This window comes from Barnesiella sp. An55 (genome assembly GCF_002161555.1).
Classification (GTDB): Bacteria; Bacteroidota; Bacteroidia; order Bacteroidales; family Barnesiellaceae; genus Barnesiella; species Barnesiella merdipullorum.
This window is the reverse complement of the sequence record NZ_NFHZ01000008.1, coordinates 118,618-144,130: the sequence shown is the minus strand read 5'-3', so window position 1 is coordinate 144,130 and position 25,513 is coordinate 118,618. Positions and strand designations below refer to the sequence as shown.

The window sequence follows — 25,513 nt, the reverse complement described above, 5'->3', positions numbered from 1 at the left end:
CTCTTCCAGAGGGCGGATATCCGTGAAATTTATAATCAGCCGACAACTCCCGTTTGTGTTCCGGAGGCGGGTTCTGTCGAGCAACCTACTTTATGGTAAAATTTCTCCGGACAGCAGTGGTATCGACGAGCAGCGAAACGAGATCGGCAACACCCTCATCGCAACAGGTTCCTCTCCCAGGGTAGGCCGATTTCCAAACCTCCTGCCCAGCCCCCATTCGCACCCACCCTCACAAAACGATGGAGCCGCAGGCTTGTTTTTACCCTCGCTTTGCACTATCTTTGCCCTAAATTGCGAAAACAGGTGGCCGTTGAAATGCCGCCTGTTGATGGCTTAGCTTAAAAAGTATTATGAACAAGCGACTCACTCGACCTCGATACAACCGCATGATAGGCGGTGTATGTGCCGGTATAGGTGAATATCTGGACCTGGACCCCACCGTGGTGCGCATCATTTATGTGCTGCTGTCGATTGGAACCGTCGGCACAGCGGTGGTGGTATATTTTATCCTCTGCTTGATTATTCCCGAGTCTTAACGAAACGATTGTCATGGATTTCAAACTCATTTCACCCTACCGTCCCACGGGCGACCAACCCGAGGCCATTGACGAACTGAGCCGGGGTGTGCTCGACGGCACTCCGTACCAGACGTTGCTGGGCGTGACGGGCTCGGGTAAGACGTTCACCATGGCCAACGTTATCGAACGGGTACAGAAACCTACCCTCATCCTGAGTCACAACAAGACCCTGGCGGCCCAGCTCTACAACGAGTTCAAAGGGTTCTTCCCCGAGAACGCGGTCGAATACTTTGTATCTTACTACGACTACTATCAACCCGAGGCGTATATCCCCTCGACCGATACCTATATAGAAAAAGACCTTGCCATCAACGAGGAGATAGATCGCCTGCGGCTCTCCACGACCTCGGCCCTGCTGTCGGGGCGCAAGGATGTGATTGTGGTCTCGTCTGTGTCGTGCCTGTATGGCATCGGCAACCCCGAGGATTTCCACAGCAACGTCATCGAGGTGAAGGTGGGCGACAACATCGGACGCAACCGTCTGCTGCGCCACCTGGTCGATTCGCTCTACTCGCGCAACGAGGTGGAGTTGAACCGGGGTAACTTCAGGGTGAAGGGCGACACGGTCGATATCTACCTGGCCTACGACGACACGATTGTACGCGTCGAATTCTGGGGCGAGGAGATCGAGTCGATTCGTACCATCGACCCGGCTACGGGTAGCAGCACGGGCACGTTCGACACTTACAAGATTTTCCCGGCCAACCTCTTTGTCACAACCAAAGAGCGTATCGACAAGGCCATCGGCGAAATTGAAATCGACCTGGGCAAACAGGTGGAGTTTTTCAAATCGATCGGGAAGAACCTCGAGGCCAAACGCCTCTATGAACGGGTGACCTACGACGTGGAGATGATTCGCGAGATAGGCCATTGCTCGGGTATCGAGAACTACTCGCGCTACTTCGACGGTCGCGAGGCGGGTACCCGCCCCTTCTGTCTGCTCGACTATTTCCCCAAAGACTTCCTCACCATCATCGACGAGAGCCACGTGACCGTGCCACAAATCAGAGCCATGTATGGGGGCGACCGCTCGCGCAAGATGAATCTGGTGGAGTATGGTTTCCGCCTGCCGGCAGCCGTGGACAATCGTCCGCTCAAGTTCGACGAGTTTGAGAGTCTGGCACGCCAGATTATCTATGTGAGTGCCACGCCGGCCGACTATGAACTCGAGAAGAGCGAGGGGGTCGTGGTCGAACAGGTGATTCGACCCACAGGTCTGCTCGACCCCGTAATCGAGGTACGGCCCAGCCTCAACCAGATAGACGACCTGCTCGAGGAGATTCAGTTGCGCATCGAACGCGACGAACGGGTACTGGTGACCACCCTGACCAAACGCATGGCCGAGGAGCTGAACAGCTACCTGACCAAACTCGATATCCACTGCAACTACATACACTCCGATGTCGATACCCTCGACCGCATCAAGATTCTCGACGACCTGCGGGCCGGCGTTTACGATGTGCTCATCGGGGTGAACCTGCTGCGCGAAGGTCTCGACCTGCCCGAGGTATCGCTCGTGGCCATACTCGATGCCGACAAGGAGGGATTCCTGCGGTCGCACCGGTCGCTCACCCAAACGGTGGGTCGGGCCGCCCGAAACCTCAACGGTCGAGTTATCATGTATGCCGACCGCATTACCGAGAGCATGCAGAAGACCATCGACGAGACCAACCGCCGACGGGAGAAGCAGTTGGCCTACAACGAGGCCAACCACATCACCCCCAAGGCGATACAGAAAGCCAAAAGCTCGTCGCTGCTCGGGGCCGCCGCCGAAGCCAAGCCACAGACTCAACCGCAACCGGGAAAACCGTCGAAGGCGGTCAAACCGAGCCAACCCGCAAAGGCATACAGCGACGAGTATCTCGAACATGTCGATGTGGCGGCCGACCCCGTGGTGAAGTACATGAACCGCGATCAACTGCAAAAGTCCATCGAGCGCACTCGCCGACAGATGGTCGAGGCGGCCAAGAAGATGGAGTTTATCGAGGCGGCCCAGTATCGCGACGAACTGATAAAACTGGAAGATTTACTGCAACAGCAGACAGCGGCCGACAAGCCTACTGCCTGACTATAAACCTATACCGTCACAGAGATGAAAGAATACCGATTGCAAGACTGGTTGCCCACGACCCGCAAAGAGCTGGAGTTGCGAGGCTGGGATTATGTCGATGTGATTCTGTTCTCGGGCGATGCCTATGTCGATCACCCCTCGTTCGGGGCGGCCGTCATCGGGCGCATACTCGAGGCCGAGGGGCTTCGCGTGGCCATCGTGCCCCAGCCCAACTGGCAGGACGACTTGCGCGACTTCAAGAAATTGGGCACGCCCCGACTCTTCTTCGGCATCTCGGCCGGAGCCATGGACTCGATGGTCAACCACTACACGGCCAACAAGCGCATGCGCAGCGACGATGCCTACACCCCCAACGGACGACATGGCATGCGCCCCGACTATCCCACCGTGGTGTATAGCCGCATACTCAAGGAGCTGTTCCCCGATACACCGGTAATCATCGGCGGCATCGAGGCTTCGATGCGACGGCTCACCCACTACGACTACTGGCAGGACAAACTGTTGCCGGGCATCCTGGCCAACTGTCCCGCCGACCTGCTCATCTATGGCATGGGCGAGCGGCCCATCGTCGAGATTGCCCGGCGGCTGCAACGGGGCGAAACCATCGACCAGCTCACCGACATACCACAGACGGCTACCATACAACCGGCCTCGAAGGCGCCCGCCATCGTCGAGGACGAGCACAACATCGTGCTGGCCTCGCACGAGGAGTGTCTGCAACACAAGCGCAAGCAGGCCGAGAACTTCCGCCACATCGAGGAGGAGTCGAACAAATACCACGCCAAGCGGCTGTGGCAACAGGTGGGCAATCGGGTCATCGTGGTCAATCCACCCTACCCGCCCATGACCGAGGCCGAGATAGACGCCTCGTTCGACCTGCCCTATACCCGCATGCCTCACCCGCGCTACAAGGGCAAGACCATACCGGCCTACGAGATGATCAGGTTCTCGGTCAATCTGCACCGGGGCTGTTTTGGCGGTTGCGCCTTCTGCACCATCTCGGCCCATCAGGGCAAATTCATCGCCTCGCGTTCCAAGGAGTCTATCCTCAAAGAGGTGAAGCAAATCACGGCAATGCCCGATTTCAAAGGGTACCTGAGCGACCTGGGCGGCCCCTCGGCCAACATGTACCGCATGCACGGCCAGAACGAGGAGTTGTGCCACAAGTGCAAACGCCCTTCGTGCCTGGCCCCACAGATATGCCCCAACCTCAACGGCGACCACAGCGACCTGCTCGACATCTACCATGCCGTCGATGCCCTGCCGGGTATCAAGAAGTCGTTCATCGGCAGCGGCGTGCGCTACGACCTGTTGCTGCACCGCCACAAAAACGACGAGCTGAACCGATGCACCCGCCGCTATACCGAGGAGTTGATTGCCCGACACGTATCGGGCCGGCTGAAGGTGGCTCCCGAGCACACCTCAGACCGCGTGCTGGCCATCATGCGCAAACCGTCGTTCACGCTCTTCGAGGAGTTCAAGCGCATCTTCGACCGCATCAACCGCGAGCAGGGACTCAATCAGCAGATTATTCCCTACTTCATCTCGAGTCATCCGGGCTGTACCGAGGAGGATATGGCCGAACTGGCGGCTCTGACGAAGCACATGAACTTCAAGCTGGAGCAGGTACAGGATTTCACGCCTACCCCCATGACCCTCTCGACCGAAATCTACTACACCGGCATCCACCCCTACACGGGCGAGAAGGTGTTTACCGCCCGCAAACCCGACGAGAAACTCAACCAGCGCAAATACTTCTTCTGGTATCTGCCCGAGAAACGCGACGATATACAAAGCTCGCTCAGGCGCATGCACCGCTACGACCTGCTCGAGAAACTCTATGGCAATGTGCCGTGGCGCAAGCCGGCCCGCATCGTGGGCGAACACAAACCGCCCCGACCCGAAAAAGGCAAGAGAAACAAGAACAATCTATAAACCATTATTTATGAACAAATTAAATTGTATGATGATGGCAGGAGCTTTATTGGCAACAGCCTGTCAGCCGACCGGGAAAACCGGCGACATTATCGGCAAGCAGTCCGTAAAAGTCGAAAACGGAATCATGACTACCGAGGTGCTCATGGCTTTCGGCCGAGTGAGCGACCCCGTGGTTTCGCCCGACAAGAGCAAAATTCTGTTTGGTGTCACCTACGAGAACCTCGAGCAGAACAAGAGCAACCGAGAGCTCTTCGTGATGGATATCGACGGACAGAACAAGAAACAGATTACCTGTACCCCCGAGTCGGAAGGTAACGCCGTGTGGATTAACGGCGGCAAACAGATTGCCTACCTCTCGGGCAAGAGCGGCGACTCGCAACTGTGGATCATGGAGGCCGACGGCAGCAACGCCCGGCAGATAAGCCACCACGAGAAGGGTATCAACGGATTTCTCTTCTCGCCCGACGAGAAACAGATTCTCTTTATCGGCAACGTGAAGTACAGCCAGAAGGCCTCGGACATCTACCCCGACCTCGACAAGGCTACCGGCCGTGTGATCGACGACCTCATGTATAAACACTGGGACGAGTGGGTCGAGGAGATTCCGCATCCCTACATCGCCTCGTTCGACGGCAAGGAACTGTCGGGCATCACCGACATCATGGAGGGCGAGCCCTACGAGTCGCCCATGAAACCCTTCGGCGGCATCGAGTCGTTTGCCTGGACTCCCGACAGCAAGGCCGTAGCCTATACCAGCCGCAAGAAAACCGGTCTGGAGTATTCGATTTCGACCAACTCCGACATCTACCTCTACGACCTGGCCACCAAGCAGACCCGCAACCTCACCGAGGGCATGATGGGCTACGACACCACGCCTGCCTTCTCGCCCGACGGCAAATACCTGGCCTGGGGCAGCATGGAGCGCGACGGCTATGAGTCGGACAAGAACCGCCTCTTCATCATGAACATGGCTACCGGCGAGAAACAAGACCTCACGGCCGACTTCGATTACAGCACCGACGAACTGGCCTGGGCCCCCGACGGACAGTCGCTCTTCATCCGCTCGGCCTACCAGGGCGAGATTCACATCTTCCGCGTGGGTCTCGACAAGAAAATCGAGCAGATTACCACCGGCTACTACGACTATGCTTCGCTGGCTCCCGTGAACGAGAGCTGCCTCATCGCTATGCGCCACTCGCTGTCGCAACCCGACGAGATTTACAGCGTCAATCCCCAAACCAAAGAGGTGAAAGAACTCTCGTTCGAGAACAAGGAGATTCTCGACCAACTCACCATGGGTAAGGTCGAGGAGCGTTGGATCACGACAACCGACAACAAGAAGATGCTCACCTGGATTGTCTATCCGCCCCACTTCGACCCCTCGAAGAAATATCCTGCCATTCTCTACTGCCAGGGTGGCCCGCAACAACCCGTCAGCCAGTTCTGGTCCTATCGCTGGAACCTGCAACTGATGGCAGCCAACGGCTACATCGTCATCGCCCCCAACCGTCGCGGCCTCTACGGCTTCGGTCAAGAGTGGCTCGAACAGATTAGCGGCGACTACGGCGGCCAGAACATGAAAGACTACTTCAGCGCTACCGACGAGATGAAGAAAGAACCCTATGTCGATGGCGACCACATGGGAGCCGTGGGTGCCAGCTATGGCGGCTTCTCGGTATATTGGCTGGCCGGTCATCACCAAAAACGGTTCAAAGCCTTCATTGCCCACGCCGGTATCTTCAACCTCGAGCAACAGTATGTCGAGACCGAGGAGATGTGGTTTGCCAACTGGGATATGGGTGGTGCTCCCTGGGACAAGAACAACGCTACGGCTCAACGCACGTTTGCTACCTCGCCCCACAAATTTGTAGATCAATGGGATACCCCTATCCTCATCACTCACGGAGAGTATGACTTCCGCATCCTCGCCTCGCAAGGCATGTCGGCCTTCAATGCCGCCAAGCTGCGTGGCATACCGGCCGAGATGCTCATCTTCCCCGACGAGAACCACTGGATTTTGAAACCCCAGAACGGCGTGCTGTGGCAACGGATCTTCTTCCGTTGGCTCGACCGCTGGCTGAAACCTCAGACTCAAACCGAGAACCCGGAACCGACGAAATGATCGAGTTTGACAATCTCACCTTTATTTATGACAACAAGCCCTTGATGCAACACTTCACGTGTTGCATCGCCCGGGGCGAGAAAGCGGTGCTTTACGGCCCTTCGGGGCACGGTAAAAGCACCCTTCTTGCTTCGGTACCCGGCTTTGTCTTGCCCGACGAGGGTACCATCCGCATCGATGGTCGCACGCTCGACGCCACCACCGTGCAACAGGTGCGACGTCGCACGGCCTGGTTGCCTCAGGAGTTTACCCTCCCCTACGACACGATACAAGAACTGATCGAAGCCCCCTTCAGGCTGCGGGCCAACCAGTCACAGAAACCCACACGGGCTACCGTCATGGAACACTTCGACCGGCTGGGACTGGAACCCGAGCTGTATGACAAACGCTCTATCGAGATATCGGGCGGCCAGCGACAACGTATCATGCTCATGATTGCCGCCCTGCTCCACAAAGAGATCGTGTTGCTCGACGAGCCTACCTCGGCTCTCGACCCCGACTCCATCACCCGGGTAATCGACTACATTCGTTCGCTGCACGAGGCTACCGTGCTGATGGTCTCGCATGACGCCCGTTTCATCGACTCGTTTGACCGAAAGATTTATATCGGAGACTGAATTATGGAAACGATAAACATTGGCTATGGCCACATGGCTTTGGGATTTTTGCTGCTCATCATCCCTACCTACTTCCTCTACCGCTACCGCACCGGCCTGGTGAAAGACACGTTGTGGGCGGCCCTGCGCATGACGGTACAACTCTTCTTCATCGGGTTCTACCTCGAGTATCTGTTTCTGTGGGATAGTGTGTGGATAAACCTGTTGTGGGTGCTTTTCATGATTGCCATCGCCTCATCGACGGTGCTCAAGCGCACCAAACTGCCACAAAAGATGCTGTTCATGGCCGTGGCCGTGGCCTTTCTGGTGTCGCTGCTCATCATCGACTTCTACTTCCTGGGTCTGGTGGTAAGGCCCGAAAAGATTTTTACCGCCCGCTATTTTGTCCCCATCAGCGGCATGATTCTGGGGAATATGCTCTCGGCCAACGTGATTGCCCTCAACTCGTTCTATGGGTCGCTCAACCGGGAGCGTCAACTCTACCTCTACCTGTTGGGCAACGGTGCCTCGCCCGGCGAATCGCTCGCTCCCTTCATGCGCGAGGCCCTCATCAAGTCGTTCAACCCCACCATCGCCTCGATGGCCGTGATGGGACTCATTGCTCTGCCCGGCACCATGACCGGACAGATATTGGGCGGCAGCAGTCCCAGCGTAGCCATAAAATACCAGATTATGCTCATGATTACCATCTTTGCCTCGTCGCTCATCTCGGTATTGCTCACGCTGTGGATATCGCGACGCAAGACTTTCGACCGCTATGGCATGATGCGATTTTAGAGCACGGTCTCCTCGCGGTTTCTCTTCAGCCGAGCCTTGAAAGCCTCGGGCTTGTCGTTGAGAATAAGTTCCTCGGGAAACTCGGTTGCCGACAGCAACGGATATAGCCAATGATAATCGGCTATCGAGAACGAAATGTGGGCATCGCTCCCCAGGATGACGGGTTGCCCATAGCGCTTGCACAGCCGCAGAATCTCAAGATTGTTGCCCATCGCCTTCTCTTTGTGACGATAGGGATTGAGCGAACTGTTGTTAATTTCGAGCAACACACCATTCTCCTTGGCAGCCAATACCAGTGGTTCGAAATAGAGATCGGCCGTACCGTCGCCCGGATGGCTGATGATGTCGATATGCGGGTTACAGATAGCCCCCAGCACAGCCGACGTATTCTGGTCGATATCGCCCGGCCGATAGCACAGCGAATGTAACCCGGCAATGCGCAGGTCGAGAAATCGGAAATACTTCTCCTCCAAATCGAGACGACCGTCATAATCGACAATGTTGATTTCGGCACCCAATAGCAACTCTACTCCATACATCTGACGCGGTACCACCGGCAGATTACGGAAATAGATATCGGAACAGGTGCCGGGAATTCCGCCCGTATGCTCGGTAATACCCAGTATCTGCAACCCTTTGTCGGCCGCAGCCTGTACCATCTCTTGCAGCGTGCTGAAGGCATGGCCGCTGGCTATCGTGTGCGTGTGTACATCTAACAGAACATTCATAACAGACCTCCTTAATCTTTTGCAAAGATAGTGAAAGGTGAGTGCAGAAAGCCAAGCTTGCTTGAGCTTTTTGCCGAACCGACTCCTATTTTCGCAGTTTGCAAAGATAGTGAAAGGCGAAAGTAGAAAAACAGGCTTGCTTGATTTTTATACTGAGACGCATCCTATCTTATCTAAAGGTGTGAGTGCAGAGGAAAACCCAAGACACAGTATTTGAATAAAAAACAGACGCGCCGCCACCAAACCTCGAAGGGAACGATGACGGCACGTTCTATTTCTTGTCGGCCAAGCCAGTCAGATAGACTGTTCGATGGTCCAGACAAAGGCCCGCAACCCCAATTGGGGAGCCTCCTCGTCCATCTGGCGCAAGCGCTTCAATAGCGGCTCTACCTTGGCATCATCGACCATGGTGATGATGGCCGAGCACATCGAAGGCCAGGCATGACTGCCGTAGTGCGGTTCGCCGGTTTTGGAGCCACGGCCCCGCACCTGTTCGAAATAGGAGTATCCGCGGCACGACAGCTTGTCGAGAGTCTCGATAATCTGCACATAATGGGCCTGGTCGAAAGTGATAAAAACCGATTTCATATTGAGTCGAATGTATTTTTAGAGTCCGGCCCCCTATTCCCCTTTTTTGGAATGAGAGATAGGGAACCGAACATTGTAGGTTTATGAATTGGAGTTACTGGTCGATAGACGCTCGTGGTGTTTCTTGCGACGGCGCTTCACACCCACCGAAGCAAATACACAGTAGAGCACGGGAATGAGGATAAGGGTAAGAATCGTCGATACGGTGAGACCACCGATTACGGCCGTACCCATGGGACGCCACATCTCGGAACCCTGGCCGGTACCTACCGCCATGGGCACCATACCCAAGATGGTGGTGAGGGTAGTCATGATTACCGGACGCAGACGGGAGTGACCACCCTTGACCACGGCCTCGCGGATACCCATGCCCCGCTCGCGGTTCAACGAGATGTAGTCGATGAGCACGATACCATTTTTCACCACGATACCGATAAGCATGATGGCTCCGATAAGCGACATCACGTTGAGCGAGTTGCCCGATAGCCACAGGGCCAGGAAGACTCCCGAGAAGGCGAAGGGCAGCGAGAACATGATGATGAACGGGTAGGTCAACGACTCGAACTGGGCTGCCATCACAATGAACACGAGTATGATAATGAGGTACATGAGCATGAACAGGTCGCTAAACGAGTCTTGCTGGTCTTCATAAGAACCCGACAACTGAATGGAGATGCCCGAAGGTATCGACATCTGGTCGATCTTCTTTTGAGCCTCGGCGACCACATCGCTCATCGCAACCCCCGAGAGGATGGCCGACACGGTGTTTATACGCTCGCGGTCCTTACGCTCGATGGTAGGCGGCGAGAAACGCTCGACCACAGTGCCCAACTCTTTGATGCGCACCCCTTTGCCCTGGGCATTATAGACCATGATATTCTCGATATCCTCAATCGAGGTACGATACTCGGGAGCATACATCACCTTGATGTCATACTCCTCGCCCTCCTCGCGGAACTGCGAGGCCGTGGCACCGTTGATGCGATTGCGCAGATAGGTGGCTGCCGTGGTGAGGTTGAGACCGTTGAGGGCCAGTTTCTCCCGGTCGAAATCGACCTGATACTCGGGCTGATAGTCGCCGCGGCTGATGCGCACCTCGCTCACACCCTTGATCTCGCGAAGCATGGCCGAGAGCTGTGCGGCTACACTGTCCGACTCCTCGAAAGAGTAACCATAAACCTCATAGTCGAGGGTGGTCTCACCACCCATGGCCGACATACCGCCACCCAGGTTCACCTGCGATTTCTTGATTTCGGGATAGCCGGCAAGGTCTTTACGCATGAGGTCGCAAATCTCCGACAAGGTGCGCTTGCGCTTGTCGGGATCGCTCAGACTGATGTTGTAGGTGAGGATGTGGGAACCGTTGTCGGTCATCGAGGCAAACACGTTGTCGGTACTGGCCTGGCCCACGGTAAAGTTACAAACCTCGATTTCGGGATATTGCTCCATCCACTGGCGATAGAGGCGCATACCCACCTCTTTTGTAATCTCGGTGCGGGTACCGATAGGCATCTCTACGGTCACCCCGATACGGGCATTATCTTGAGTGGGCATGAACTCCGATCCCACGAATCGTACCAGGAAGAGGCTGAGCACAAAGAACGACATACAGCCCACAATCACAATGGTGCGGTGCCCCACGGCCCAGTGCAACAGGCGGGCATAGCCGTTGTCGAAGGCGTCGAGCCCCTTCTCGATGGGCCCGTAGAGCAGTTTGAACACGCGCGACTGTTTGGGTTGCAGCTTCAGCAGACGAGAGCAGAGCATGGGGGTGAGCGACAAGGCGCACACGATAGAGATGACCATGATGATGGTTACCATCCATCCCAACTGCTTGAAGAGGACACCCGTCATACCGGTTACCAGCGTGAGGGGGAAGAACACGGCGATAAGCGTGAGCGTAGAGGCCACAACCGAGAGGCCCACCTCGTTGGTACCGTGCACGGCCGCCTGCTTGGGGTCGCTGCCCCGCTCGATGTGGTTGGTGACGTTCTCGAGTACCACAATGGCATCATCGACCACCATACCAATGGCGATGGAGAGCGACGAGAGCGATATGATGTTGAGTGAGTTGCCTGTGGCCGCCAGGTAGATAAACGAGGCTACCAGCGAAATAGGAATCGTGATTACGATAATGATGGTGGCACGCCAGCGTCCCAGGAAGAAGAAGACGACAATCGAGACGAAGAGCAGAGCCAGTATTACCGTCTCGAACAGCGTGTCGATGGTATTGCGTATGTTGTCGGAGGTATCGATGATGACACCCAGTTTCACGTCGCTGGGCAGATTTTTCTGCAAGCGGGGCAAAGCCTTCATTACCTGGTTGGAGATCTCGACCGAGTTGGCTCCCGACTGTTTCTGAATCACAAGCATGGCACCCTGCACGCCGTTGTTGTAGGTCTCTTGGGCGCGCTCCTCGACCGAGTCGTGTACCACGGCCACATCGCGCAAATAGATGGTTTTGCCGCCAAAGTTGCCCACGACGATATCGTTCATCTGCGAGGCATCGCTGAACTCGCCCTGCACACGCAGCGAATAGGTGTCGGAACCCACGTCGAACGTACCGCCGGGCACGTTGCGGTTCTCGGCTCCGATGACCGAGGCGATGGTCTCGACGCTAAGGTTGTAGGCCTCGAGCTTCACGGGATCGACATAGACCTGAATTTCACGCTCGGGTGCACCGCTTATCGACACCGAACCTACGCCGCTGATACGGGCCAACGGACTGGCCACGTTGTCGTCGAGAATCTTGTAAAGGGCGGGCATACTCTCGTTGGCCTGTACCGAGAGGATAACGATAGGAATCATATCGGAGCTGAACTTGAAGATGATGGGGTTCTCCGAATCATCGGGCAGCTCCGACTTGACCATATCGAGTTTGTCGCGCACATCGTTGGTGAGCACATCGATATCCTCGCCATATTCAAACTCGAGTGTGATGAGCGACATGTTCTCTTTCGACTCGGAGGTGATGTGCTTCAAGTCGCTCACGGCGTTGAGCGCATTCTCCAGAGGACGGGTCACGTTGTTCTCTACATCGGCGGCGCTGGCACCGGGATAGGCGGTCATCACCATAATCATGTTGGTCTCGATATCGGGATAGAGGTCGATAGGCAGTTTGGTGTAGGAAAAGATACCCAGAATGGCCACCGCTACGAAGCAGAGCGAGGTCATGATTGGTTTCTTTACCGAACCTTCGTATAGACTCATAGATTTTTCTCTTTAAGGGTGAATGGTTTAAGTGAACAATGTGGGGCTACTGTCATTCGACAACTTTGACGGGTGCGCCGTCTTTCAGGCGTGACTGTCCGGCAATGACCACCTCGGAGCCGTTCTCGACCCCCGAGATGAGCTCGTAGCTGGTGTCCATGTGGCGCCCCAACTGCACTTGGTTGAAGGATACCTTCCCGTCTTTATAGACATAGACAAAACGGTCGCCCGACCCCGAACGTTTCACGACAGCCTGGTCGGGAACCACCACGCGGTTCACGTTGCCAAAGTCGATATTGACCCGGGCAAACATGCCGGGACGAATGCGGCCATCGGCATTGGGAATATTGATTTCGGTCACAAACGTGCGGGTAGAGGCATCGATGGTGGGGTGTATGAGCGACACTTTTCCCTTGAACACCTCATCGCCATAAACCTCGACGTTGACATCGACCGGCATGCCCAGCTTCACTTTCGTAAAGTCGCTCTCCGACACATTCACCTGCACCTTTACCGGCTGTATCTGCATGACGGTGAGGATGGCTCCGCTGGCCATATCGCCATTGTCGAAGTTGCGGGCCGTCACCACACCGTTGGTGGGACTCACCAGCACGGTGTTCTCGTCGAGATTCTCATACGAGGTCTTGGCCGTTTCGTATTGGGTACGCATCTGATCGACCTGTTGCTGCGAGGCGCCCCCCACGGCAAAGAGTTCTTTCACCCGGTTATATTCCAGTTCAAGGTTATCGAGCTGGAGTTTCTGCTGCGCCAGGTTGGCCCGGTCGAGATCGACCAGTTTCTGCCCGGCCGAGACGCGGTCGCCCACCTCGACATAGATTTTCTTGATGCGGTTGGGCAGGGACGAACTGATGAGATTGCGTTTGTAGGGTTCGATCGTCGCCGTGTAGGAAACGACCTGAGGAACAGCCTGCTCGGTTACCCGGGCGACCTTAACGAGTTGAACCGTCTCCTCCTCGGCTTGCCCGGTCGTCTCTTTCGAACCCGAACAGGCCACGAACAGCAGGGCCGAACATGCAGCCATCATGCCAATCAAATGATTCTTTTTCATATGGTAATCTTCTTATAATATTCGGTGTGTATTATTTGGTGTTGTCGGCGGGCTGGCGATACTGTTCCAGATCGGTATTGCCCAGGAGCAGCTGCAAATCGGACTTCGCCGCCAGGAAGTCGTAGATGGCCTGATTGTAGGAGAGACGCGAGTTGGTGAGAGCCAAGTCGGCATCATTGAGTTCGATGAATGTGGCCGAACCAATCTCGAAACTCTTTTGCATGATGGCGTAGGCTTTCTCGGCCTGGCGCACACCCTCCTTGTTGGAAGCTATCTGCTTGATCGATTTCTGTATGTTGTCCATCGACATCTGTACCTGCATCGAGAGCGTGTTCAACAGGTTGTCGCGTTGCAGTCCCAACTGCATGACATTCGACTTGGCCTGCTTGATGCGGAAGTGACGGGCACCGCCCTGGAAGATGGGCAGCGAGAGCGAGAGGCCTATCGTCGAATAGGGACTCCACCTGAAGTCGCTGAACATGCCGCCGTCGCTCATCGAAATCCAGTTGTAGTTGGCCGTGGCCGACAGCGTGGGGAACCAGGCCATGCGCTGTACATCGACCGCCTTTTTGAGGTAGGCAGCCTGGAGGTCCAACTGACGCAGATCGGTGTTCTGCTCGAGCGAAGTATCGATATTCATCGTCTCCTCATACATCGAGGCTTCATAATCTTCGAGACGGTCGGTAAGCTCAATCTCTACCGCCATATCTACCCCCATCAGCACCTTCAGTTGCAGTTTGCTCAACTTCACGCTGTTCTCGGTCTGCAACAGCGAAGGCTCGAGATTGCGCACCTGTACATCGGCCCGCAACACGTCATACTCCGACGCCGTTCCCTGTTCAAACTTGTGCTTGTAGTCCTGGGCATTGAGCTTGGCATTGTCGTAGCTCATCTTGATTACCTCGTAGGAGTTCTGGGCCAGTAACAGACTGTAATAGGCCTTCTCTACCTGATTGACCATGCTGAGCCGTGACGACCGGGCCGACTCGACGGCCTGCTCGATATCGGCACTCGAGAGCTGCACACTCTTCCACAACTGGGGAGCGATGATGGGCAGCGATGCGCTGAGCCCCACGGAGTAGGTGTTGTCGGTACCCACCTTCATGCCGGTCTCGCCCGACGACGAAGAGGAGGAACCGCCCACCTGCGGCATCTGAAACTCGGGGTGCAGCTGCCCTATCGTGTTGTAGATGGGAGCAAACATGGCACTCATGTCGAAAGCCTCGGAGTCCATATACATGGTCTGCTTTTCGATGGTGCGACTGTATGAGGCCGAACCGTCTATGCGGGGGAAGAGGCCGGCGATGGTCTCTTTCTTGGAATAGTCTTTCTTCTCAATCTCCACATCGGCAACCTTGATGGTAGGATTTTCGTTGAGGGCGATGCCGATAGCGGTCTTCAAATCGAGGACCAGCGTCTGCGACGGCTGTGTCTGTGCCCACAAGGAGGCCGGCCAAACAGCAACGGCCAGCAGGGCTGCGACTCGGGACACGAGTTTGTTTCTGTCCATAGTTTCTTTTGAGGTTATTAATGGTTCTTTATTCTTATACTATCTCTATAATTATTCTATACTGTTTTACCCGACTGTTTGTTTTCTTGTTGAGCAAAAAATTCATCGGTATAGCGCACTCCCTCGGGCGTGGCTATGCCCCGGATAAAACTCTTGAAGATGGTCTCGAATATCTCGGTAAAGGTGTATTTCGACTTGAATATCTGGTCGGCGTTTTTCAACAATTCAAATTGCAGCGAGAGCAACGTGGCTACAATCTCGAGATTACAGTCACTGCGTATCATCCCCTCGCCTATCCCCTCGCGCAACAGGTTCACGATGGCTCGTTTGTGAAGCTCCTTCTCCCGGGCATAACAGTCATATACCTTGGGATAGTATCGCTCCATGTCGATGAAGTAGGCCGGACTGGCATTGCGCATGAACCGGAGTATATCTTCGTGCACATTCAACAACAGCTCGATTACATTCTGTCGCTGGGTATAGTAGGTTTTCAAACGGGCATTGCGATCGGCCTCGGCTTTCTTGAGGCAGGCCAGCAGCAACTCGTTTTTCTCCTTGAAGTTCTCATACAGCGTACGCTTGGATATACCCAGCCGTGCGGCAATCATATCCATCGTAACGGCCTTGATGCCATAGTGCAAAAACATGGGGGTTGCCTGCTCGATTATGCGCAGTTGTAACTCGTTCATCATTCGTCCCTACATAAGTTCGGGCAAATGTATAGAAAACTTTGGAAACTCAAAAAGTTTTCTGCGACTTAGTTATTTCTCGTTCTGTTAATAATCATAAACACCGATAAATCTGCAAGCCTCGAGAATCGGTTCTCTTCCATACCATCCGGCCCCAACCGACACAGCAAGCGACATAAAAAACGAGGCCCGGTTCTGCTGGAACCGGGCCTCGTTTTTTTCAAGGTAGCACTACCCTCTTTTATTTGCCTTCACCGATGGTAGCGATGATACCCATCTTGGAGTCGGCAAAGAATTTGAGTATATAATCAATCTCGGGACTGGGAGTTACCACCTCCTTGATGCGTAGGATGGCATTCTCGAGACTGGTACCCGACGAATATACCTGGCGATAGGCCAACGCAATATTCTCGATGGTTGCTTCGCTAAAACCTTGATTCCGCAAGATAAAGGAGTTGATACCCTTATACATGATGGGGTTGTGTGCAGCCAGGATGTAGGGAGGTATGTCTTTGCTGGTGCGGCAACCACTCTTGACGAGGGTCCAGCTACCTACACGGCACTTCTCCTTGATAATCACACGCCCGGCCAAAATGGCTTTGCTGTGAATGTGACATTCACCGGCCAGGTCGCAATCGATGCCCAGGATACAATCGTCGTCCACGCGGCAATCGTGACCGATGCGGGTTCCCTTCATCATGCAGATGTGGTTGCCGATAACGGTCTCCCCCTCGGGATGGGTGGCGCGATTGATGATGACATACTCGCGAATGGTATTGTTGTCGCCAACAGTCAAACGGGTGGGTTCGCCCTTGTAGTGGAAGTCTTGCGGCTCGGCACCCAGGATGGCCCCCTGAAAGACCCGATTATTTTTTCCCATGACCGTTCCCGCCAATACGCTGGCATAGGGATATATCACACAGTTGTCGCCGATGACAACATCTTTGTCGATATAGGCAAAGGGGTGAATGGTTACGTTGTTACCGATTACCGCTTTGGGATCGACATAGGCTAACGGACTAATCATAGTATCTACTCTTTTTACGTTTTTTACTTGGTATTTTCCTCTATCTCACGGCCACCGCCCAAAGCATGGTACAGGTTGATCACGGCAACCATGCACTGGTAGGAGTCGGAGATTTGCGACAGCTGGGCATTGAGCAGCGATTGTTGGGCGGTAAGTACCTCGAGGTAGGTCGAGGTTCCCAACGTCATCAACGACATGGTCGATTCGACGGCTTTCTCGAGCGAAGCAACCTGCTGCTCGCGATTGACGAGGGTCTCTTTGGTTGTCTCTATTTGATAGAGGGCATTGCTTACCTCCTCACCGGCATTCAGGATGGCTTGTTGGAAGTTGATGGCGGCAATCTGCTGTTGAGCCTTGGCGGCTTTGAGGTTGGCAATATTGCTGCCCCGGTTGAAGAGGGGCTGAACCAGCGAAGCGGCAGCCGAGAGCAACACTTTGCCCGGATTGACGATGGCGCTACCGGCCGAGTTGGTCCATCCGGCCGAACCCGAAATGACGATGTTGGGATAGAAGGCCGAACGGGCAATATTGGTCGAATAATATGCAGCAGCCAACGAGAGCTCGGCCGACCGCACGTCGGGTCGGTTGGCAAGCAGTTGCACGGGCACACCTACCTGGTAGGACTCGGGGAGTTTCTGGTCTTGGAACTTTCCACGAGGAATCGACTGCGGAGCCTGGTAGAGCAGAGTCGAGAGGCTGTTTTCGGTCTCGCGAATCTGCTGGCGCAGGGTAGGTATCGAGGCGGCAATCATGTAGCTGTTGGCCTCGCTTTGGGCTACGGCGGCCTCGTTGGCCATACCTCCTACCTTCATGGCCCGGATGGTCTCGACACTCTTCTGCCAGGTCAAGGCGGTCTCCTCGGTAATGGCGAGTTGCTCGTCGAGCATCAACAGCGTGTAGTATCCGTTGGCAATAGTGGCGATAATTTGTGTGCGCACGGCCTGCTTGTAGGCTTCGCTCTGCATGAGCATGGCTTTAGCATTGCGCTTGGAGTTGAGCAACCGGCCGAAGATATCGATCTCCCAACTGGCTGTAACGGGGGCACTGTAGGTCCAGGTACCTTTGCTGCTGTCGAAACTGCTCACACCACCTTGCGGGGCAAGGTTAAAGGCCGGAAGAAATGCCAACCGGGCCGCATTGAAACTGGCCTGGGCAGCCTCGACTTGCAGCATGGCAGTCTGCAAGTCGCTGTTTTTCTCCAGCCCCGTGCGAATGAGGTCTTGCAGAATGGGGTCGGTAAAGACCTCTTCCCAAGGCAGGTCGCCAAAACTGGCGGTATCGCCCGCAAGGGTATCGGTATCGGAGACCGTATCCCGGAACAAGCCCTCTACCATGACATCGTCGGGGCGATGGTATTTGTTGTATATGTGGCAGCTATTGAACGTGGTCGCCATAGTCAAACCACATACGGCATATAAAAGGATTCGTTTCATATATTCTCTGTTTTATATAGAGTTCAATTTTATTTGGAATACTGCTCGATTTCCGAGAGAACCTCCTTATTGTCCAGGTCGTCCCACTTGAGCGGTTTGATCTTCTCTTGAATTATCTCGAATACCACAAACAGGGCGGGCACGATGAATATCTGGCAAATCATACCGATGAGCATACCGCCCACAGCACCGGCACCCAAGGTTCCGTTACCGTTGGCCCCTACTCCACTGGCAAACATCATAGGCAACAGACCGATGACCATGGCCAACGAGGTCATGAGGATAGGACGCAAACGTGCGGCGGCACCGTCGATGGCGGCATTGATAATAGGCATACCGGTACGACGCCGGTCGAGAGCGAACTCGACAATAAGAATTGCATTCTTGGCCAACAGACCGATAAGCATAATCAAGGCAATCTGCAAGTAAATGTTGTTTTCGACTCCCATCATGAGGGCAAAGATGAAGCTACCGGCCAAACCGAACGGTATCGAAAGGATTACCGACAGCGGCAGCACATAGCTCTCGTACTGGGCACTCAGCAACAGGTAAACGAATACCAGACAGAGCACGAAGATGATGGCCGTGGTACCGCTACTCGAGCTTTGCTCCTCACGGGTCATACCCGAGAACTCGTATCCGTAACCTACGGGCAGGGTCTCGGCAGCTACCTCTTCAAGGGCCTTGATGGCCTCGCCCGAGCTGTATCCGTCGGCCGGGTTACCGTTGATCTTGATTGAGGTAAACATGTTGAAACGGTTGATGTTATCGGGGCCATACACCTTGTGCAGAGAGATGAAGTTGGTGATGGGTGCCATCTCGGACCCGTTGCGAATCTTGATATTGTTGAGGCTCTCGGGGCTGACACGGGCACTGGGCTCAGCCTGAATCATCACCCGGTAGAGTTTACCAAACCGGTTGAAGTTCGACGAGTACATACCACCAATGTAACCTTGCAAGGCGGTGAGCACATCGCTCGGGCTAATACCGGCCTGCTTGCACTTGGCTACATCGACATCGACCATGTATTGCGGGAACGAGGGGTTGAAGGTAGTCGAAGCCATGGCGATTTCGGGCCGTTTCATCAGCTCGGCCAGGAACTCCTGAGTCACCTCGTAGAAGCGGTCGAGCGAACCACCCGTTTTATCCTGCAAGTTCAGCTCAAAACCGTTACTGATACTGTAACCCGGAATCATAGGCGGTGCGAAGCAGAGCACACGGGCATCTTTTATCTCGGTGGCAAACTTGCCATAGAGGGCACCGATAACCGAGTTGGCATCCATGCCTTTGCCGGTACGCTCGCTCCAGTCTTTCAACTTGACGATAAACGAGCCATAGGTATTACCCTGACCACCGATGAAGCTGAAACCTACAATCTGCGTGCGGCCCTTCACGGCAGGGTGCAGCCCGATGATGCTATCGACCTGCATGAGCACCTGTTCGGTGCGCTCCTGCGAGGTACCCGGCTGCAAGTCGGCCGTAATCATGATGGTACCCGTATCCTCGTTGGGCACAAGACCCGTAGGCGTTACATTCATCAGGATTACCAAAATGACAATGGCTATAATCACGCCCACAAAAGAGAGCTTCTTGTGGTGCACGAAATGTCTTACTCCATTCTTATACTTGTTCAACAGGGTATCGTATGCCGAGTTGAAAGCCGTGTGGAACCGGTCGATAAAGGTCGTCTTCTTGTGACCTTCACCTCCCTTGTCGTGGGGCTTCAGCAAGATGGCACACAGGGCGGGACTCAGGGTCAAGGCGTTGATGGCCGAGAAACCGATGGCGAAAGCCATCGTAAGACCGAACTGACGGTAGAAGGTACCCGACGTACCGGTCATGAAACTTACAGGGATAAACACCGACATCATCACCAGCGTAATCGAGACGATAGCGCCCGAGAGCTCGCGCATGGCATCGATCGACGCCTTACGCGGCGACTTGTAGCCTTGGTCCAACTTGGCGTGGACCCCCTCGACGACCACTATCGCATCATCGACCACTATCGCAATGGCCAATACCAAAGCACACAGGGTGAGCAGGTTGAGGCTGAATCCCATGAGATACAAGGCAAAGAAGGTACCAATGAGCGATACCGGGATAGCGATGGCGGGAATCAACGTCGAACGGAAGTCCTGCAAGAAGATATATACCACAAAGAATACCAGGATGAAGGCCTCGATAAGTGTCTTGATTACCTCGTGAATCGAAGCGAACAAGAAGTCGTTGGCATTCAGCGTGGTCTCGATTTCCATACCTGCCGGCAGGTCTTTGCGAATATCGTCGAGCAGGTCGGTAATATCGCCGATAATCTGGGTGGCGTTCGAACCGGCCGTCTGATAAATCATGGAGCTCACGGCGTTGTGACCGTTCTGGAAGTTCTTAAACCCGTAGGTCAAACGACCCAACTCGATATCGGCCACATCTTTTAAATAAAGAATCTGTCCGTCGGCATCGGCCCGAATGACCATATCGCCAAACTCCTCGGGAGTTTGCAGACGGCCCTTGTAGGTGAGCACATACTGGAACGACTGCTTACCCTGGTCACCAAACTGACCGGGAGCAGCCTCGATATTCTGCTCGGCCAGCACAGCGGCAATATCGGTAGGCATGAGGCCATACTGCGCCATCACGTCGGGCTTGAGCCAAATACGCATCGAGTAGTCGGTGGCCATTACGTTGGCATCACCCACACCGGGAATACGTTGTACCAAGGGGATGACGTTAATCTTGGCATAGTTCTCGAGGAACTCGAGGCTATACCGGTCGTCGGGGCTGTAAAGCGAGAATACCATAAGCATACTGGTCTGCCGCTTTTGGGTGATCACACCCACCTGCGTTACCTCGGCGGGCAACAGGTTCAGCGCCTTGGATACCCGGTTCTGCACGTTCACGGCAGCCATATCGGGGTCGGTTCCCTGCTTGAAATATACGGTAATGGTTGCCGAACCGGTATTGGTGGCGGTCGAAGTCATGTACATCATGTCTTCCACACCGTTGATCGACTCTTCCAAAGGAGCGATAACACTGTTCAAAATCGTCTGGGCATTGGCACCCGTATAGGTTGTAGAGACCTGTATCGTAGGCGGTGCAATATCGGGATATTGCGTGATGGGCAAAAATACAAGTCCTATAAGGCCCAGTATAACCATGAAAATGGATATAACGGTCGATAATACCGGGCGATTGATAAATCTGTCTAACTTCATAATTTCGTTCTATTTCGAAGTTGAAGGGTTATTATTTGTTTTGTGCTTGAGCCTGAGCCTGTTCCTGGCCTTGAGCCTGGGCCCCGGCTACCTGAATGGTCATGCCGTCTTTCAACGTATTGACACCCTCGACCACAATACGGTCGCCGGCCTTGAGGCCCGAGAGTACCATATAGTCTTTGCCGTTATCGATCGACGAGATGGTGATCTCGGTCGATTTTACCGTAGAGTCGTCGTTGAGGACGTAAACAAATTTCTTATCCTGAATCTCATAGGTAGCTTTTTGCGGAATCAACAAAGCGTGGTCGCTCTTCATCGGGATCATAATCACACCCGACCCGCCGCTACGCAACAGTTTGTGCGGGTTGGCAAAGGTGGCACGCATATTCGACGAACCGGTTTGCGTGTCGATGATACCGCTGACGGTCTCGATCTCGCCTTTCAAGGGATAGATGCTACCATCAGAGAGTTTGAGCGATACGGCCGGGAGTTTCGACAAGAAATTGTCGGCACCGTATTGAGCAGCCAACTCGAGAATCTGGCGCTCGGTCATCGAGAAATAGACATACATCTCGGAGTTGTCGGAAACCGTGGTGAGCGGCGTAGCCGACGAGGGCGATACCAGGCTACCTACCCGGAAAGGTATCTCGCCTACCACACCGTCGAGCGGACTGGTAACCCGCGTGTAGGAGTCGTTATTGCGGGCATTGACCAGCTGAGCCTCGGCCTGGGCCAGCTGTGCTTTGGCCGAAGCATAAGAGTTCTCGGCCATTTGCAGATCATACTCGCTGATGATGTCGCGACGTTGCAACTCGCGTTTGTTCTCGGCGGTAAGACGAGCAGTCTCGGCATTGGCACGAGCCACCTCGACATTGGTCTCGGCCACCTTCAAAGCAGCCTTATAGGGCACCGTATCGATTACAAAAAGAACCTGGCCACGACGAACGACCGAGCCCTCATCGACACGCAGCTCGGTGATAAAGCCGCTCACATTGGGCCGTATCTCGATATCCCGTTTACCTTTGATGGCAGCAGGATAATTGCTATACCATTCCATGGAATCGGGCTTCACAGTCATTACGGCATACTCACGAGCCATTCCGCCCGTTTGAGCATTCTTCCCTCCACAGGAAAACAAAAAAACACAAAGCATCGCAGCGGCGATGGGTTGAATCAAATTTTTGGTCAGTTTCATATTCATAAGTAACAAAATATTATTTCTACGTTGGTATCCTAACTCAAAACCAAGTGTTAATATATATTAATTAATTATTTGCCATACCTCCATCCTTCGTTCAAAAAATCGCTTATACTCCCAATAAACAGGGGATTTCGGCACATTTTTCAAATGCTACAAATTTAGGGATAAAGTCTGTATAATAGCTGGAAATAATGAAAAAATAAAATAAAATAAAATTCACATATTTCACTATACAATCCATTTTTACCTATTTTGGGTACAAAGATAGATTCTTCGACTTTTACAAGTTAGTTCTGTATCTCTGATATTTAGTTCTATTTCACCGATTCGAATACTTTTTGAACCAAAATTGGTCTGTTATGCACAAAATCGAGTCGCATTTGTGGAGTTTTCGACAAATAGTTCGTCTATTTCGGTAAGCCGTTCAAGGGCTATATTCAAAAACGAGGGCGGCCGTCCCCCCCTCTACCCCCCTACCCCGTTATAGGCTACGCTGTCGTAGGACAAACTACCCAAAGGGTAAAACGAGTATCGAGAAAAAGGAAACGGCCGCCCGTCAAACCGACGAGAATATCGTCTAAATTTCTTTAATCGAAATGGCATATCCGCCGCCGGGAGCGACATATTGCTTCAATTTCGATTTCGAAGTCACCTTTATTTTTCTAATTTCATACGCTTGAGAATTAGTCAGATAGTGGGTATCTTTCGTGTCGCTGTAAATCGTTGCTTCGTATTTCTTTCCCTTATCGAGGAAATTGAAGCTGATTTCAGATACACGGGCATTATATCCACCCACACTTCCAACAAACCACTCGCCCGTTTTTTTCGCTTTGCGGGCTATCGTGATATACTCGGCAGGCTCGGCTTCGAGATAGACGCTCTTCTCCCACTCCATGGCTACATCCTTGATAAACTGGAAGGCATCGGCAAAGCGCTCGTAGGTCTGGGGCAGGTCGGCCGCCATCTGCAAGGGACTGTACATGGTTACATACAACGCCAACTGGTTAGCGATAGTGGTATTGGCATGGGAGTGGTTGTTGGGGTTATACTTCTCGATATCCATCTCGAAGATGCCGGGCGTATAGTCCATAGGGCCACCGATGAGACGGGTAAAGGGCAGAATGGCTACATGATAGGGCTTGCTGCCACCAAAAGCCTGATACTCGGTACCTCGTGCCGACTCGTTGCCAATGAGGTTGGGATAGGTGCGGCATATACCTGTAGGACGCACGGCCTCATGGGCATTGACCATGATCTTATACTGGGCGGCCTTTTCGACGGCATATTGGTAGTGATTGACAATCCACTGGCTGTAATGGTTCTCACCCCGCGGAATGATGTTGCCCACATAACCGCTCTTTACGGCAGGATAACCGTTATCGACCATAAACTGGTAGGCTTGGTCGAGATGACGCTCATAGTTGCGTATCGAAGCCGAGGTTTCGTGGTGCATGATCATCTTTACCCCTTTGCTTTTGGCATAGTCGCGTATCTCTTCCAGATTAAAGTCGGGATAAGGAGTTACGAAATCAAACACATAGTCTTTGGAGTTGCCAAACCAGTCTTCCCAACCGATATTCCACCCCTCGACCAGCACGGCATCGAAACCGTTTTTGGCGGCAAAGTCGATATAACGCTTCACATTCTGGGTATTGGCCGAGTGACGTCCATGAGGCTTGGCCTTGGTATAGTCGGTCACACCCAGTTGTACCGAGGGGAAGTCCCAGGTATAGGACCAGTCGCCCATGCCGGTAATCATCTCCCACCACACACCTACATACTTGCAGGGTTTAATCCACGAGGTATCCTCGATTTTGCAAGGATCGTTCAGGTTCAAGGTAATGCGCGAAGCCAATATGTCGCGGGCATCGTCGCTCACGATAATCGTACGCCACGGCGAGTGACAAGGAGTTTGCATATAACCTTTGTCGCCTTGCGAGTCGGGGGTAAGCCACGAGGTAAAAATCATGTGCTCGTCGTCGAGATTGAGGTGCATGCAGGCATAGTTGATGAGGGCAGCCTCGTGCAGGTTGATGTAAAGTCCATCATCGGTCTTGAGCATAAGAGCAGTCTGCACGCCCGTAGGCGAGAAACTGGTTTGCGAAAGGTTCTCGGTAACGGCATCGGCCTGCAGACTTCTGATTTCGGAAAGACGCGACACGGTGTAATCATACTCCTGCGTGTCATAGTCGCCCGGAATCCAGTAGGCTGTATGGTCACCGGTCATGGCAAACTGGGTGCACTCTTCCTTAATGACGAAATAGTTGAGATTCTTCTGTTGCGGGAACTCGTAGCGGAAACCCAGGCCATCGTCAAACAGGCGGAATCGCAAGATCATCTCCCGCTCGGTATTCTGCTGACGCACGGTCACGGCCAACTCGTTGTAGTGATTGCGTATCGAAGCCTCTTCGCCCCATACGGGAGTCCAGGTTTCATCGAAGGTGGTGTAGGCCGTATCGGCTACTTCAAAACCATTCATCAACGAATAAGGCGTTTTTTCATTTTTGGCTTCGAAGTCATTGAAATCGCGACGTTGAGCTTCGCCCTTGAGTTCGAGACCCAGGTGACTGGGTGCAATTACTGTTTTACCTTTATATTGCAGGGTATAAGTAGGGCGGCCCTCCTCTATCGAGAAATCCATCTGCAATTGCTTGTTCGGCGACAGCAGGGTCTGCGCCGAAACGGCCGTGCAACAGAGTACCGCCGTCACACATATTTTCAAAGCTTTTCGATTCATGATATATCT

At 53.7% G+C, this 25,513-nt stretch carries 17 protein-coding genes; 6 read left to right on the top strand and 11 right to left on the bottom strand.

Going from position 1 to position 25,513, the window contains the following annotated elements; genetic code table 11:
• The first annotated feature begins 350 nt into the window (after window positions 1–350).
• From B5G10_RS06765 to B5G10_RS06740, 6 genes are read left to right on the top strand one after another with little or no spacing between them, the layout of a single operon-like run.
• Window positions 351–536: a PspC domain-containing protein gene (locus tag B5G10_RS06765; RefSeq protein ID WP_087423972.1), complete on the top strand. Its 186-nt coding sequence runs from the start codon at window positions 351–353 to the stop codon at window positions 534–536.
• 13 nt (window positions 537–549) lie between these two features.
• The gene (gene uvrB, locus B5G10_RS06760; RefSeq protein ID WP_087423971.1) at window positions 550–2,646 is read left to right on the top strand and encodes an excinuclease ABC subunit UvrB; all 2,097 of its coding nucleotides are present in this window, start codon (window positions 550–552) and stop codon (window positions 2,644–2,646) included.
• Window positions 2,647–2,670: 24 nt separating this feature from the next.
• Complete coding sequence (locus tag B5G10_RS06755) at window positions 2,671–4,584, top strand: YgiQ family radical SAM protein (protein ID WP_087423970.1); 1,914 nt, start codon at window positions 2,671–2,673, stop codon at window positions 4,582–4,584.
• A gap of 10 nt (window positions 4,585–4,594) precedes the next feature.
• Window positions 4,595–6,709, top strand: coding sequence for a S9 family peptidase (locus B5G10_RS06750; protein WP_206396551.1), 2,115 nt, complete (start codon window positions 4,595–4,597; stop codon window positions 6,707–6,709).
• The gene (locus tag B5G10_RS06745; RefSeq protein ID WP_087423968.1) at window positions 6,706–7,326 is read left to right on the top strand and encodes an ATP-binding cassette domain-containing protein; all 621 of its coding nucleotides are present in this window, start codon (window positions 6,706–6,708) and stop codon (window positions 7,324–7,326) included. The genes B5G10_RS06750 and B5G10_RS06745 overlap by 4 nt, the downstream gene beginning before the upstream one ends.
• A gap of 3 nt (window positions 7,327–7,329) precedes the next feature.
• Window positions 7,330–8,103: an ABC transporter permease gene (locus tag B5G10_RS06740; RefSeq protein ID WP_087423967.1), complete on the top strand. Its 774-nt coding sequence runs from the start codon at window positions 7,330–7,332 to the stop codon at window positions 8,101–8,103.
• On the opposite strand, the gene B5G10_RS06735 is transcribed toward B5G10_RS06740, so the two are convergent.
• From B5G10_RS06735 to B5G10_RS06685, 11 genes are all read right to left on the bottom strand, one after another.
• Window positions 8,100–8,831: a phosphatase gene (locus B5G10_RS06735; protein ID WP_087423966.1), complete on the bottom strand. Its 732-nt coding sequence runs from the start codon at window positions 8,829–8,831 to the stop codon at window positions 8,100–8,102. The genes B5G10_RS06740 and B5G10_RS06735 overlap by 4 nt on opposite strands.
• A 294-nt stretch (window positions 8,832–9,125) precedes the next feature.
• On the bottom strand, window positions 9,126–9,419 hold the full coding sequence (locus tag B5G10_RS06730) for a PG0541 family transporter-associated protein (RefSeq protein ID WP_087423965.1): 294 nt from the start codon (window positions 9,417–9,419) through the stop codon (window positions 9,126–9,128).
• An 81-nt stretch (window positions 9,420–9,500) separates the two neighbouring features.
• Window positions 9,501–12,629 carry an efflux RND transporter permease subunit gene (locus tag B5G10_RS06725; protein WP_087423964.1) on the bottom strand — a complete coding sequence of 1,043 codons (3,129 nt, stop codon included), beginning with the start codon at window positions 12,627–12,629 and terminating at the stop codon, window positions 9,501–9,503.
• A 52-nt stretch (window positions 12,630–12,681) separates the two neighbouring features.
• On the bottom strand, window positions 12,682–13,698 hold the full coding sequence (locus tag B5G10_RS06720) for an efflux RND transporter periplasmic adaptor subunit (protein ID WP_087423963.1): 1,017 nt from the start codon (window positions 13,696–13,698) through the stop codon (window positions 12,682–12,684).
• 31 nt (window positions 13,699–13,729) lie between these two features.
• Complete coding sequence (locus B5G10_RS06715; RefSeq protein WP_087423962.1) at window positions 13,730–15,208, bottom strand: TolC family protein; 1,479 nt, start codon at window positions 15,206–15,208, stop codon at window positions 13,730–13,732.
• A gap of 56 nt (window positions 15,209–15,264) precedes the next feature.
• Window positions 15,265–15,900 (bottom strand): TetR/AcrR family transcriptional regulator, encoded by a 636-nt coding sequence (locus B5G10_RS06710; RefSeq protein ID WP_087423961.1) that lies wholly within the window; start codon window positions 15,898–15,900, stop codon window positions 15,265–15,267.
• Window positions 15,901–16,138: 238 nt separating this feature from the next.
• Window positions 16,139–16,924, bottom strand: coding sequence for an acyl-ACP--UDP-N-acetylglucosamine O-acyltransferase (gene lpxA / locus B5G10_RS06705; RefSeq protein ID WP_087423960.1), 786 nt, complete (start codon window positions 16,922–16,924; stop codon window positions 16,139–16,141).
• A 23-nt stretch (window positions 16,925–16,947) separates the two neighbouring features.
• Window positions 16,948–18,357, bottom strand: a complete 1,410-nt coding sequence (locus B5G10_RS06700) for an efflux transporter outer membrane subunit (protein WP_087423959.1) — start codon at window positions 18,355–18,357, stop codon at window positions 16,948–16,950.
• Between the two features lie 29 nt (window positions 18,358–18,386).
• Window positions 18,387–21,566: an efflux RND transporter permease subunit gene (locus tag B5G10_RS06695; protein WP_087423958.1), complete on the bottom strand. Its 3,180-nt coding sequence runs from the start codon at window positions 21,564–21,566 to the stop codon at window positions 18,387–18,389.
• 31 nt (window positions 21,567–21,597) lie between these two features.
• A complete protein-coding gene (locus tag B5G10_RS06690) occupies window positions 21,598–22,761 on the bottom strand; it encodes an efflux RND transporter periplasmic adaptor subunit (RefSeq protein WP_087423978.1) in 1,164 nt (387 codons plus the stop codon).
• A 583-nt stretch (window positions 22,762–23,344) separates the two neighbouring features.
• Complete coding sequence (locus B5G10_RS06685; RefSeq protein WP_087423977.1) at window positions 23,345–25,504, bottom strand: glycoside hydrolase family 97 protein; 2,160 nt, start codon at window positions 25,502–25,504, stop codon at window positions 23,345–23,347.
• Between the last annotated feature and the right edge of the window lie 9 nt (window positions 25,505–25,513).

Excerpts from the sequence above, each read along its gene's own strand:
- B5G10_RS06765 (WP_087423972.1), top strand. The coding sequence starts at position 351 with ATGAACAAGCGACTCACTCGACCTCGATACAACCGCATGATAGGCGGT.
- uvrB (WP_087423971.1), top strand. The coding sequence starts at position 550 with ATGGATTTCAAACTCATTTCACCCTACCGTCCCACGGGCGACCAACCC.
- B5G10_RS06755 (WP_087423970.1), top strand. The coding sequence starts at position 2,671 with ATGAAAGAATACCGATTGCAAGACTGGTTGCCCACGACCCGCAAAGAG.
- B5G10_RS06750 (WP_206396551.1), top strand. The coding sequence starts at position 4,595 with ATGAACAAATTAAATTGTATGATGATGGCAGGAGCTTTATTGGCAACA.
- B5G10_RS06745 (WP_087423968.1), top strand. The coding sequence starts at position 6,706 with ATGATCGAGTTTGACAATCTCACCTTTATTTATGACAACAAGCCCTTG.
- B5G10_RS06740 (WP_087423967.1), top strand. The coding sequence starts at position 7,330 with ATGGAAACGATAAACATTGGCTATGGCCACATGGCTTTGGGATTTTTG.
- B5G10_RS06735 (WP_087423966.1), bottom strand. The coding sequence starts at position 8,831 with ATGAATGTTCTGTTAGATGTACACACGCACACGATAGCCAGCGGCCAT.
- B5G10_RS06730 (WP_087423965.1), bottom strand. The coding sequence starts at position 9,419 with ATGAAATCGGTTTTTATCACTTTCGACCAGGCCCATTATGTGCAGATT.
- B5G10_RS06725 (WP_087423964.1), bottom strand. The coding sequence starts at position 12,629 with ATGAGTCTATACGAAGGTTCGGTAAAGAAACCAATCATGACCTCGCTC.
- B5G10_RS06720 (WP_087423963.1), bottom strand. The coding sequence starts at position 13,698 with ATGAAAAAGAATCATTTGATTGGCATGATGGCTGCATGTTCGGCCCTG.
- B5G10_RS06715 (WP_087423962.1), bottom strand. The coding sequence starts at position 15,208 with ATGGACAGAAACAAACTCGTGTCCCGAGTCGCAGCCCTGCTGGCCGTT.
- B5G10_RS06710 (WP_087423961.1), bottom strand. The coding sequence starts at position 15,900 with ATGATGAACGAGTTACAACTGCGCATAATCGAGCAGGCAACCCCCATG.
- lpxA (WP_087423960.1), bottom strand. The coding sequence starts at position 16,924 with ATGATTAGTCCGTTAGCCTATGTCGATCCCAAAGCGGTAATCGGTAAC.
- B5G10_RS06700 (WP_087423959.1), bottom strand. The coding sequence starts at position 18,357 with ATGAAACGAATCCTTTTATATGCCGTATGTGGTTTGACTATGGCGACC.
- B5G10_RS06695 (WP_087423958.1), bottom strand. The coding sequence starts at position 21,566 with ATGAAGTTAGACAGATTTATCAATCGCCCGGTATTATCGACCGTTATA.
- B5G10_RS06690 (WP_087423978.1), bottom strand. The coding sequence starts at position 22,761 with ATGAAACTGACCAAAAATTTGATTCAACCCATCGCCGCTGCGATGCTT.
- B5G10_RS06685 (WP_087423977.1), bottom strand. The coding sequence starts at position 25,504 with ATGAATCGAAAAGCTTTGAAAATATGTGTGACGGCGGTACTCTGTTGC.